We start from the raw sequence: 11,895 nt of genomic DNA on the forward strand, positions 1-11,895 counted from the left end.
GGTGAGATCCGTCACCCGAGCGGGACGGACGCGCGCAGCGGATCGCGCAGGTCCGTCCCCTGGTTCAGCCAGCGCTCCTGGAGCGCCTGCGCGCCGTGCACGCGCTTCCAGGCGGCCTCGTTCGGGGTCATCGGCAGCAGCGGCAGGAACCGTACGGGGTCCATCGGCGCGTCCAGTTCCAGATCCTCGACCAGGCCGCCGGGCTCGGCGACCAGCACCGAGGTGAACGGGGCGCCCGGCCACAGCGGCTCACCCACGTCCAGCGACGCGCCCGGCGCCACGACCACACCCTCGACCTGCGGGGACGCGGCGAGCACGGCCAGCGGGCGGAGCACCTTGTCGGTGTCGGCGAGCCCGGCACGGACCGACAGCACCAGTTCGACGCGGGGGCCCTTGACCGGGTCGGCGAGTACCGCGGTGGGATCGGTCATGGGCTGGGCCGACATGCCGAGGGTCGCGTAGCGAACGATGTCCCCCTCGGTGAAGCGCAGCACCTCGATGCGGTCCGTGCCGAGGAAGGTGACCGCCGCGCGGGCGTCCGGCTCACCGAGCGCGGTGCGCAACCGGGCCTCGACCAGAGGAAGAACATCAACCATGCGGCGAGCATAGAACTCGTCAGGACCGGGCAAAGCAGCGCCTTGACACTTCAGTCGGCTGATACTCTTGGCCGGTGGTCGGGCAGCACGCGGCAACGTGTGCGTCAAGTCCCGACGCCACGGGAACCCTTATAGGGGTTGGGCTCGTCCCTCACCAGGGACCGACCGGAGGAGGTGGGGCTGTCATGGATCGAAGTCGACCGTGCAGTACCACCCGCCCTTCCGGCCACTGATGTAGCTCCGGCTCTAGCTGGCTGCCACCTTTCGCGTGCGCGTCTTCGTCCGGAAGAGCACTTCGTTTCGCCTTGTCTGATCTGTCTGTTCTGTCTGGCCTGCATCAGCAGCTGACTCAGTAGCGAAGCTCGCCACCGCGACGGTGCGGTGCTCCCCGCTTTGTGGACGTGCCAAACATCCGCAGTGAAAAAACGTCCTCATTCCGGGTAGTTCCACCCGTCGTCGGCGGTCTTTCGTTGCCCGTTGCGAAGGAGCCTGCCCATGTCGATGATTCGCGACCTGCGCGCCGCCGTCCGCCCGTCCCGCCCCGCGCTGCGCAAGGACACCGGCGGCTACGACACCACCCGCGACCCGGCGACCGCCTCCGCCGTCGTCGACTGCGCCGTCTACCGCGACGGCGCCCGCGTCCAGACGCCCCGGCCGCTCACCCCTCACGAGGCGATGCGCCAGGTGCGCCGCGACGGAGGCTTCGTCTGGATCGGGCTGCACGAGCCGACCGAGGCCGAATTCTCCGGCATCGCCCGCGAGTTCGGGCTGCACCCGCTGGCCGTGGAGGACGCCGTCCAGGCCCACCAGCGGCCCAAGCTGGAGCGCTACGACGACTCCCTCTTCACCGTCTTCAAGACCATCCACTACGTCGAGCACGACGAGCTGACCGCCAACAGCCAGATCGTCGAGACCGGCGAGGTGATGTGCTTCACCGGCCAGGACTTCTTCATCACCGTCCGGCACGGCGGCCAGGGCTCGCTGAGAGGGCTGCGGCACCGGCTCCAGGACGACCCGGATCTGCTGTCGAAGGGCCCGTCGGCGGTGCTGCACGCCATCGCCGACCACGTCGTCGACGGATACATCGCCGTCGCGGACGCGGTGCAGGACGACATCGACGAGGTCGAGACCGAGGTGTTCTCGCCCGGCCGCAAGGGCACCCCGCGCGGCACCGACGCCGGCCGGATCTACCAACTCAAGCGCGAGGTGCTGGAGTTCAAGCGCGCGGTGTCGCCACTGGTGCGGCCGTTGCAGCTGCTGAGCGAGCGGCCGATGCGGCTGATCGACCCGGACATCCAGAAGTACTTCCGGGACGTCGCCGACCACCTGGCCCGGGTGCAGGAGCAGGTCATGGGCTTCGACGAGCTGCTCAACTCGATCCTCCAGGCCAACCTCGCCCAGGCGTCAGTGGCGCAGAACGAGGACATGCGGAAGATCACCTCGTGGGCGGCCATCATCGCCGTACCGACGATGGTCTGCGGTGTGTACGGGATGAACTTCGACTACATGCCCGAGCTGCGGTGGAGGTTCGGCTACCCGATGGTGCTCGGCATCACCGCGATGATCTGTCTCGGCATCCACCGCACCCTGAAGCGCAACGGATGGCTGTGACCCGGCCTGGATAGGCTGGTCCCATGACAACCGAGCTGCTCGACCGGGCCCTCGTCGAGGAGGCCACGAAGAAGTCCGGCCTCATCTGGGTACAGGGGCCCGGCGCGCCCGTCCGCGCGCTCTGGCACGCCTGGCACGAGGGTGCCGCCTGCGTGGTCGGCGACGGACCGGGCGAGCAGTCGCTGCCGGGGCTGGCCGACGGCGCCGCCGCCGAGGTGACCGTGCGCAGCAAGGACAAGGGCGGCCGTGTCGTCGCCTGGACCGCGACGGTCATGGAGCTGGCGCCGGACTCCGAGGCGTGGGAGGCGGCGGTCGCCGAGCTGAAGGGCAAGCGGCTCAACGCGCCCGACGGCGAGGCGATGACCGAGCGCTGGCGCCGTGAGTGCCGGGTGCTGCGCCTGGAGCCGACCGGGACGGTCCTGCCGCTGCCGGAGGGCTCCCTCGCCGAGGCCCCGCTGCCGAGCGCGGCCACGACCCGCCGGCCGATCCCCGCCGCGCTGCCCCGCCTGCTGATGAAGCGGCGCAAGCGCAAGTAGGGCGGCGGCCGGCGCTACGACGTCGGCAGCTGCTGCCCGTAGTCCACCGTCTCGCTCTTCTTCGGCTCGTTCAGGGCGAAGTCCTCACCCCAGGCCGAGAACGTCAGCGTGCCCGCGTCGCCGCCGCGCACCAGCCGCAGCGGGTACGGCTTGCCCTCCAGGGAGACGTCGAGGGTGCCGCCGGAGCCCTGGTCGCCGGTGATGCGGACGGTGCGCACGCCGGACTGCTCGTGGCGGCCGTCGTTCTTCAGCGTGCCGTGCAGGGTGAGCAGGCTGTCGAGGAGGACGTCCTTGTCGGTGAAGCCGCTGAACCGCTTGTAGGAGGGGTCGCCCTCGGGCACCTTGACGTACTTGCCGTCGAGCTTTCCGGCGGCCGCGTCGCCCTCGCCGCCCTCGGGGTCCCAGAACGCGGTGTCCGCCTTGAGATACAGCTGCTCACCGATCCGCAGCAGCTCGAACGCCGCGCCCTCCGCGGTGACGGACCCGGTGCCGCCGTCGTCCTTCAGCCGCATGTCGAGCTTGTACGTGCTGCCGCCGGCGACCACGGTCCCGGACAGCCGGACCGCCCCGGCCGACACCGCGGCCGCGCGCGTCTTCGCCTGGATCTTCTCGGGGGTCAGCTTGCCCACCCCGTTGGTGCCCGCGTCCGGGTCCTCGCTACTGCATCCCGTCAGCCCCACGCCCGTCACCACCAGCGCGCAGATCGCGCTCACCAGCGTGGCCCGGCGGGTACGGCCCGGGGGAATCGCAGTCACAGGTGGGGCTGCCTTTCTGACGAGGGTCCGGTCGGCGTACCGCAGAGTACCGGGGCCGGGAGGAGGGAGCGGAGCCAGATCGTCCGGACCGCTCACCAGGGCGTATCCGATCCGGACGGGCTAGCCTGAAGCCCACCCGAACGGGCAACCCGGACACAGCGGACGTGACGGAAGCGGAGGTGCGGAACATGGCAGCGGGCGCCCCCCGGATCTTCGTCTCGCACCTGGCCGGCATCGCCGTCTTCGACCCCACCGGTGACCAGGTGGGCCGGGTGCGGGACCTCGTCGTGATGCTGCGGGTCGCCCGGCGGCCACCGCGGCTGCTGGGCCTGGTCGTCGAACTCGCCACCCGCCGACGCATCTTCCTGCCCATGACCCGGGTCACCGGCATCGAGTCCGGCCAGGTCATCACCACCGGTGTGCTCAACGTCCGCCGCTTCGAGCAGCGCCCCACGGAACGGCTCGTCTTCGGCGAGCTGCTGGACCGGCGCGTCACGCTCGTCGAGGACGGTGAGGAGGTCACCGTCCTGGATCTGTCGGTGCAGCAGCTCCCGGCCCGCCGGGACTGGGAGATCGACCGGGTGTTCGTACGGAAGGGGCGCAAGGGCGGGGCCTTCCGCCGGGCCAAGGGCGAGACGCTCACCGTCGAATGGTCGGCGGTCACCGGGTTCTCCCTGGAGGAGCACGGGCAGGGCGCCGAGAACCTGCTCGCCACCTTCGAGCAGCTGCGCCCCGCCGACCTGGCGAACGTCCTGCACCACCTCTCCCCCAAGCGCCGCGCCGAGGTCGCCGCGGCCCTCGACGACGACCGGCTCGCCGACGTCCTGGAGGAGCTGCCGGAGGACGACCAGATCGAGATCCTCGGCAAACTGAAGGGCGAGCGCGCGGCCGACGTCCTGGAGGCGATGGACCCGGACGACGCGGCCGACCTGCTCGCCGAGCTGCCGAAGGAGGAGCAGGAGCGGCTGCTGAGCCTGATGCAGCCCGCCGACGCGGCCGACATGCGCCGCCTGATGTCGTACGAGGAGCACACGGCCGGTGGTCTGATGACGACCGAGCCGATCGTGCTGCGCCCGGACGCCACGGTCGCGGACGCCCTGGCCCGGGTCCGCAACCGCGACCTCTCCCCCGCCCTCGCCGCCCAGGTCTACGTGTGCCGGCCGCCCGACGAGACCCCGACCGGCAAGTACCTGGGCACGGTGCACTTCCAACGGCTGCTGCGCGACCCGCCGTTCACCCTGGTCAGCTCGCTCGTCGACGACGATCTCCAGCCGCTCGCGCCGGACGCCGCGCTGCCCGTCGTCGCCGGGTTCTTCGCGACGTACGACATGGTCGCGGCGCCCGTGGTCGACGAGTCCGGGTCGCTGCTGGGGGCGGTCACCGTGGACGACGTACTGGACCACATGCTGCCCGAGGACTGGCGGGAGACCGAGTTCCATCTGGACGAGGGGGCGGGCGCCCATGGCTCCTGAGCGCGAGACGTCCCGGGAGACGGCCCGCGAGCGCGCGCCCGCCGGGGCCACCGCCACCACTCGCCCGCGCGCCCGGCTGGACCTGCCGCGCCCGCCGCGCCCGCGCATCCTGCCCGAGTGGGATCCGGAGGCCTTCGGGCGGCTCTCGGAGCGCATCGCGCGCTTCCTCGGCACCGGCCGGTTCATCGTCTGGATGACCTTCGTCATCATCATGTGGGTGCTCTGGAACGTGTCCGCGCCGCGCGACCTGCGGTTCGACGAGTACCCGTTCATCTTCCTGACCCTGATGCTCTCGCTCCAGGCCTCCTACGCCGCCCCGCTGATCCTGCTCGCGCAGAACCGGCAGGACGACCGCGACCGGGTCAACCTCGAACAGGACCGCAAGCAGAACGAGCGGTCCATCGCGGACACCGAGTACCTGACCCGGGAGATCGCGGCCCTGCGGATCGGCCTCGGCGAGGTCGCGACCCGCGACTGGATCCGCTCGGAGCTCCAGGACCTGGTGAAGGAGATGGAGGAACGGACCGACGGCCACCACGGGCGGGAGGACGGCCACCACGTATTCCCGGCAGATCGGTCGGCGGGACGTGACGTAGACGACCGCTGACGGGCATCCCGGGGGCCCTGTGCGGCGCCGTACCATCATCCTTATGGCTACGGAAGACGCGGTGCGCGAAGCACTGGCGACGGTGAACGACCCCGAGATCAACCGACCCATCACCGAACTCGGGATGGTCAAGTCGGTGGACGTCGGCGCGGACGGAACGGTCGCCGTCACCGTGTACCTGACGGTCTCGGGCTGCCCCATGCGCGACACGATCACCCAGCGGGTGACCGAGGCGGTCTCCCGCGTCGAGGGCGTCACCCGGGTCGACGTCACGCTGGACGTGATGAGCGACGAGCAGCGCAAGGAGCTGGCGACGGCCCTGCGCGGCGGCCAGACCGAGCGCGAGGTGCCCTTCGCCAAGCCCGGCAACCTCACCCGTGTCTACGCGGTCGCCTCCGGCAAGGGCGGCGTCGGCAAGTCGTCGGTGACGGTGAACCTGGCGGCGGCGATGGCGGCGGACGGCCTGAAGGTCGGTGTCGTCGACGCCGACATCTACGGCCACTCCGTGCCGCGCATGCTGGGCGCCGACGGGCGGCCCACCCAGGTCGAGAACATGATCATGCCGCCGTCGGCGAACGGCGTGAAGGTCATCTCCATCGGCATGTTCACCCCGGGCAACGCCCCCGTCGTCTGGCGCGGCCCGATGCTCCACCGCGCCCTCCAGCAGTTCCTGGCGGACGTGTACTGGGGCGACCTCGACGTCCTGCTCCTCGACCTGCCGCCCGGCACCGGCGACATCGCCATCTCCATCGCCCAGCTGATCCCGAACGCCGAGATCCTGGTCGTGACGACCCCGCAGCAGGCCGCCGCCGAGGTGGCCGAGCGGGCGGGCTCCATCGCGGTCCAGACCCACCAGAAGATCGTCGGCGTCGTCGAGAACATGTCCGGCCTGCCCTGCCCGCACTGCGGCGAGATGGTCGACGTCTTCGGCACGGGCGGCGGCCAGCTCGTCGCCGACGGCCTGACCCGTACGACGGGTACGAACGTCCCGGTCCTCGGCTCCATCCCGATCGACGTCCGCCTGCGTGAGGGCGGCGACGAGGGCAAGCCGGTCGTCCTGACCGACCCGGAGTCCCCGGCGGGCGCGGCCCTGCGCGCGATCGCGGGGAAGCTCGGCGGACGCCAGCGGGGCCTTTCGGGCCTGTCCCTGGGGATCACCCCGAAGAACAAGTTCTAGAGCTCACGCTCCACGCACGAAGGGGCGCCGCGGCGTGCGGCGCCCCTTCGTCGTGCCCGGCCCTGCTCGTCGGCCTACTCGTAGGCCGAGATGTCCTTGATCTCGGCGAAGCCGAGCCCGTACGCGCTCATCCCCCGCCCGTACGCGCCCACGTGGACGCCCTGCTCCGTGGAGCCCGCGAGCACCCAGCCGAACTCGGACTCCCGGTAGTGGAACTGCGTGGGGACGCCGTCGACCGGCAGGGACAGCATCGACCACTCCGGGCCGTCCAGGTCGTCGGCGAGGGCCCACGCCGTCTCGGTCTGCTGCTCCAGCCAGTCGTCACGCAGGCTGTGGTCCATCTGCCCGGGCCAGGTGAACGACAGCAGCCCCACACCGGCCAGCCAGGCCGCCGAGGACACCGAGGTGGCCTCCAGCACGCCCGTGCCGTCCGCGCTGCGCCGCACCGGGTTCGCCGCGACCGTCACCACGACCGCGAACCGCTCCCGGTCCTCCCCCTCCGTCTCCCCCCGCACCGAGGGCTCGTCCCCATGACCGATCGAACCGTGCTCCACGGCTCCGTCGGCCGCCGCGCCGACCTGCATCAGCCAACGCGGCCCCGTGAAGGCCTCGTCGAGGCCGTACCACGGGAAGGACGCCCGCAGGTAGCCGTCGACCGTACGCCGGGCGGAGGGGAACTGTTGTCCGCCCTCCGCGGCCGGCGTCTGCGCGACTGACCGACTCGTCGTCTCCATGTGCCCGGACGCCTCCTAGCTCTCGTCGGACCGGGCGGCCCGCCCCCCTTCGGGCGGCGTCCCTTGATCGCGTACGGTCCGCACAACAACTCGGCAGCATATCCACACCGCTCGGGGCAGCCGGGAATGCGCCCGGCGCGTGGGTCGCCCGGGAGCCGGGTTCAAGCCGTGCGCGGGGCGCGCGACGCGCCGCGCGCGAGGATCAGGTGGCGTCCGCGTCGAACGGCGTGCGGTGGTCCGGGGCGTCGGGCTTCTTGGTCATGTCGACACGGCCGCCGGAGGACGAGGAGGACGTGGCGGATGCGGCGGACGAGGACGACGAGGACTCGGAGTCGCGGCCGTGAACCGCGTCCGTGACCTCGGCCATCTCCTTCTTCAGGTCGAAGCCGTTGCGCAGCTCCTTCAGCCCCAGTTCCTCGTTGTCCAGCTGCTTGCGGATGAACGTCTTGGGGTTGAGGTCCTCGAACTCGAAGTCCTTGAACTCCGGGCCCAGTTCCTGCCGGATGTCCTGCTTGGCGCTCTCCGAGAACTCACGGATCTTCCGGATCGTGCGCGTCACGTCCTGGATGACCTTCGGGAGCTTGTCCGGACCGAACACGAGCACCGCGAGCACGATGATCGTCACCAGCTCGAGCGGTCCTATGTCATTGAACACCTGAAGCTCCTTGCGATGTCCTCCCGTGGTCCGGGCCGGATCCACGGTACCCGCCGATCCTGTCCGACCGGTACCGTCCCGTGACCCCCGAGTGTGTGTATGTGAGCGGTTTTCCGGTTGCTGCCCTTGTGGGCGGGGCCGGGCGTCCGTTCTGTGAGGTTCCTGTCACTTCCCGGCCGGTTACCGGTCAGTCCCCCGACGACCCGAGCACCAGGGAGATCGTCCGCTCCTTCCCGTCCCGTACGACGGTCAGGTCGAGCCGGTCGCCGGGGCGGTGCGCGCGGGTCTTGACGATCAGTTCCTCGCCGGAGTGCACCTGCTGGCCGTCCACCTCGGTGATGACGTCACCGGGTTCGACACCGGCCCGGTCGCCGGGGCCGCCCGGCGTCACCGCGGAGCCGCCGTCACTGCCCTTGGTGCCGACGCGGGCGCCGTCACCGGTGTAGTTCATGTCGAGGGTGACGCCGATCACCGGGTGGGTCGCCTTGCCGGTGTTGATCAGTTCCTCGGCGACCCGCTTGCCCTGGTTGATGGGTATGGCGAAGCCGAGGCCGATGGAACCGGACTGGCCGCCTTCCGGGTCACCGCCGCCGTCGGCGGAGCGGATCGCGGAGTTGATGCCGATGACCCGGGCCCGGGAGTCGAGCAGGGGGCCGCCGGAGTTGCCGGGGTTGATGGGGGCGTCGGTCTGCAGCGCGTCGACGTACGACACGTCGCTGCCGTCGCCCTTCTCGCCGCCCGCCGTGATGGGGCGTTCCTTGGCCGAGATGATGCCGGAGGTGACCGTGCCGGCCAGGTCGAAGGGCGCGCCGATCGCCACGACCGGGTCGCCGACCTGCACGTTGTCGGAGTTGCCGAGGGGCAGCGGCCGCAGCCCGCTGACGCCGCGCACCCGGACGACGGCGAGGTCGTATCCGCTGTCCTGGCCGACGACCTCGGCCTCGGCGGTGACGCCGCTGTTGAAGGTGACGGTTATCTCGCCGTCCGCGCCGGCGGGTTCCACCACGTGGTCGTTGGTGAGGATGTGGCCGCGGTCGTCGAGCACGAAGCCGGTGCCGGTGCCCGACGCGTCGCTGCCCGAGACGTGCAGGGTGACCACGCTGGGCAGGGCGCGGGCCGCGATCCCGGCGACGCTGTCGGCGGCCCGGCCCGTGGGCTCGCTGCCGGCCTGCGGCAACTCGACCTGCCCGACGCCGCCGTTGCGCTCCAGGTAGGCCCCCACGGCGCCGCCGATGCCGCCGGACACCAGCGCGAGCACCAGCGCCGCGCCGAGCAGCAGCCGCTTGGCCTGCCTGCGCCGCTGCCGCTGGGTGAGGACCGCGGCACCGTTCTGCTGCAGCGCCGCGGCCCAGGGGTCGTAGCGGTGCCAGGGGTCGGCGGGGGGCGCGGAAGCGGGCTCCCCGGGCGCGGGCGCGGAGACCCCGTCCGCGCCTGCGATTGGCTGTGCGGGCACGGTGTGCGCGGGGGTGGCGCCAGGGGCGCCCGGCGACGGGGCGGTCGACACCCCGGGCGCTGGGGCGGCGCCCTCGGGGGGAAGGAAGCTGCCGGGGGCTGGCGTGCCGGGGGCTCCCGCCGGCCCGTGGGCAGGGGCGCTCTCTGGGACGGGGTGGAGGCCGCCGGGAGCGGGTGTGCCCGGGGCACCCGGTGACGGGGCCGTCGGGGCCTCGGGCGCGGTGACGGCACCTGGGGCGGGGAGGGGGCCGCCGGGAGCGGACGGGCCGGGGGCTACCGCCGGCTCGTACGCGAGGTCGCTTGCTGGGGCCGGGTGGAGGCCGCCGGGGGCGGGTGTGCCGGGGTCGCCATGCGACGGGGTGGTCGGCACCTCGTGCGCGGGCGTGCCACCGGGAGCGGGGAGGAAATCACCAGGGCCGGGCATGCCCGGGGCACCCGGTGACGGGGCCGTCAGCGCCTCGTGCGCGGGGGCGACTTCTGGGGCGGGGAGAAGGCCCCCGGGGGCTCCCGGCACCGGGGCGGTCGGCAGGGCGTGTGTCGGAGTCGCGCCGGGGACGGGGGTGGTCTGGCCGGCCGGGGCCGGAGGCGTGAGCGGTGATGGCTGGGGGGCCTGCGGAAACGGGGCGGGTATCGCGGTGCCCCCGGCCGGGGTCGTCGCCGGATGCTGTACCGGCGGGGCCGGGGCCCAGGGGCCCGGTTCGCCGTAGGGCGGGGTGTCGTAGGGGTCGGGGTCGTGCAGGGGCCTGGTGGCGGCGGAGCGGGTCGTCTCCCCGCCTGCCTCGCCGAAGCCCGCCCGCGTCGCCACGACGGCGTCAGGGGTGACCTCCTCACCGGAGCCAACCCGCGCCACCGCGACAGCGTCAGGGGCCACCTCCTCGCCAGAGGGTGCCCGCGTCACCGCAACCGCGTCGAAAGTCGCCGATTTTCCCGTGCCCGGCGCGGAAACCGTACGCGTGCCCGTGCCCGCTTCCGTACCTGCCGTGCGGGGCCCACCGGGGGCGGCCGGGTTCGCGGCGTCCTCCAGCGCGCCGGCCGGCGCCGGATCCTCCGGGCGTCGCAGTTCGAAGTCGCCGTCGTCCGAAGTGGCGCCCGGCGCTCCCGCCGGGCGTTCCAGTTCGAAGTCGCCGTCAGTCGTGTCCGCCGGGCCCGGCGGTGTGACCGTGTCCTCCGTGCGACCCGAAGGGCTCTGCGTGGGCTTCCCCTCGTTCATGCTCTCCCCACAGCTGGCCGCGGCTCGGCTCGTCGGTGGTGGCCGCGGTTCGTCGACTCCGCGCCCGGTCGTGCCGGGGCGCGGTCCTCCCCGGGATTCAACCAGGTTCGCGGGCCGAACCGCAGAGGCCGGTCAGCGGGGGGTGCGCGGGGAGGCGGACGCGGAGGTGGTGCTCGGGTCGGGCGTGGGGGACGCGGCGAGCAGGCCGGGGGCGGTCGCCTCGGGTGCCATGGACCACGCGGTCAGGCTGATCGGCGGGGTCGCGCCGAGCGGGCGTATCAGCGGGGACATGGCCGCGGCACCGGCCACCATGGGAGCGGTGAGCGCGTGCCCGGAGCCCTGCTGCCGGCCCGTGACGCCGGGCAGCAGCGGGGCCGACGCCTGAGTGGGTGCCGCCGGGGTCTCGCCCAGCAGCCGTCCGCCCTGGCCCTGCGCCAGCAGCGGGCCGGGAGCTCGGCGCCGCTGGCCGTCCGGCGTCGAGGTGGCGCCCGCGCCCGATGAGCGCAGGGGTGTCACATTGCTGCCGGAGCCGTTCCGCGCCTCGGTGTCGCCGGGTGCGACGCCGGTGGTGACGCCGCCCAGCGCGATGGCGGCGAGCGACACCGCTCCGGCGGCGACGAAGGCGAACCGCCGCCCGCGTGAGCCGCGCTCGGCGTCGGGCCGGCCGACTTCGTGGATGCGGAAGCCGCGCCCGGTCCCCGGCAGGACGGACGAGGAGTGCGGTCCGGCGGGGACGTAGTCGAACTCGAAGCGCTCACCGCCGCGCCTCACCCCGAAGACGCCTCCCGCGCCGGGCCGCCCGGAGAGGCCGCCGACCGGGCCGCCCCCGCCGAACGGGGTGCCGCCGTCGAGGTCACCGCCCGCGGGCAGCCCTTGGAGCCGGGCCAGGAAGCTCTCGGAGGGCGGCGGCGGGGCCACTTCCGCGAAGACGTTCTTCAGGCGGCGCTGGGCGTCCACCTCCGCCTTGCACTTCGGGCAGGTCGCCACGTGTGCCAGCACGCGCTCGCGCGCGTCATGACCGAGCTCGCCGTCCACCAGGGCGGCGAGTCGGTCTCCCAGGTGCTGCTCTGCGAGGTGTCCCTGCGCAGGT

11 protein-coding genes are annotated in these 11,895 nt (G+C 72.7%); 5 read left to right on the forward strand and 6 right to left on the reverse strand.

Annotated elements, in window-relative coordinates; genetic code table 11:
• Positions 1-11: 11 nt before the first annotated feature.
• Positions 12-596: a suppressor of fused domain protein gene (locus ACSU6L_RS13000; protein WP_437056530.1), complete on the reverse strand. Its 585-nt coding sequence runs from the start codon at positions 594-596 to the stop codon at positions 12-14.
• A gap of 495 nt (positions 597-1,091) precedes the next feature.
• On the opposite strand from ACSU6L_RS13000, the gene ACSU6L_RS13005 reads away from it, so the two are divergent.
• Both ACSU6L_RS13005 and ACSU6L_RS13010 read left to right on the forward strand, forming a co-directional pair.
• Positions 1,092-2,207, forward strand: a complete 1,116-nt coding sequence (locus ACSU6L_RS13005; RefSeq protein ID WP_437056532.1) for a magnesium and cobalt transport protein CorA — start codon at positions 1,092-1,094, stop codon at positions 2,205-2,207.
• 23 nt (positions 2,208-2,230) lie between these two features.
• Entirely contained in the window at positions 2,231-2,743 is a 513-nt protein-coding gene (locus ACSU6L_RS13010; RefSeq protein ID WP_437056534.1) for a hypothetical protein, read from the forward strand.
• Between the two features lie 14 nt (positions 2,744-2,757).
• Here ACSU6L_RS13010 and ACSU6L_RS13015 read toward each other — a convergent pair whose 3' ends face one another.
• Positions 2,758-3,498 (reverse strand): hypothetical protein, encoded by a 741-nt coding sequence (locus ACSU6L_RS13015; RefSeq protein WP_437056536.1) that lies wholly within the window; start codon positions 3,496-3,498, stop codon positions 2,758-2,760.
• A gap of 188 nt (positions 3,499-3,686) precedes the next feature.
• Here ACSU6L_RS13015 and ACSU6L_RS13020 point away from each other — a divergent pair, with 188 nt between their 5' ends.
• From ACSU6L_RS13020 to ACSU6L_RS13030, 3 genes are read left to right on the forward strand one after another with little or no spacing between them, the layout of a single operon-like run.
• Positions 3,687-4,970: a magnesium transporter MgtE N-terminal domain-containing protein gene (locus ACSU6L_RS13020; protein WP_437056538.1), complete on the forward strand. Its 1,284-nt coding sequence runs from the start codon at positions 3,687-3,689 to the stop codon at positions 4,968-4,970.
• Entirely contained in the window at positions 4,960-5,577 is a 618-nt protein-coding gene (locus ACSU6L_RS13025; protein ID WP_437056540.1) for a DUF1003 domain-containing protein, read from the forward strand. The genes ACSU6L_RS13020 and ACSU6L_RS13025 overlap by 11 nt, the downstream gene beginning before the upstream one ends.
• A gap of 43 nt (positions 5,578-5,620) precedes the next feature.
• On the forward strand, positions 5,621-6,754 hold the full coding sequence (locus tag ACSU6L_RS13030; protein WP_437056542.1) for an Mrp/NBP35 family ATP-binding protein: 1,134 nt from the start codon (positions 5,621-5,623) through the stop codon (positions 6,752-6,754).
• A 74-nt stretch (positions 6,755-6,828) separates the two neighbouring features.
• On the opposite strand, the gene ACSU6L_RS13035 is transcribed toward ACSU6L_RS13030, so the two are convergent.
• The 4 genes from ACSU6L_RS13035 to ACSU6L_RS13050 form a co-directional block, all read right to left on the reverse strand.
• Complete coding sequence (locus ACSU6L_RS13035) at positions 6,829-7,488, reverse strand: hypothetical protein (protein ID WP_437056544.1); 660 nt, start codon at positions 7,486-7,488, stop codon at positions 6,829-6,831.
• Positions 7,489-7,690: 202 nt separating this feature from the next.
• Positions 7,691-8,143, reverse strand: coding sequence for a sec-independent translocase (locus ACSU6L_RS13040; protein ID WP_437056546.1), 453 nt, complete (start codon positions 8,141-8,143; stop codon positions 7,691-7,693).
• A 187-nt stretch (positions 8,144-8,330) separates the two neighbouring features.
• Positions 8,331-10,019: a trypsin-like peptidase domain-containing protein gene (locus ACSU6L_RS13045; protein WP_437064862.1), complete on the reverse strand. Its 1,689-nt coding sequence runs from the start codon at positions 10,017-10,019 to the stop codon at positions 8,331-8,333.
• Between the two features lie 918 nt (positions 10,020-10,937).
• Entirely contained in the window at positions 10,938-11,840 is a 903-nt protein-coding gene (locus ACSU6L_RS13050) for a zf-HC2 domain-containing protein (RefSeq protein ID WP_437064864.1), read from the reverse strand.
• Between the last annotated feature and the right edge of the window lie 55 nt (positions 11,841-11,895).

It is taken from the genome of Streptomyces sp. enrichment culture (genome assembly GCF_964272855.1).
GTDB lineage: Bacteria > Actinomycetota > Actinomycetes > Streptomycetales > Streptomycetaceae > Streptomyces.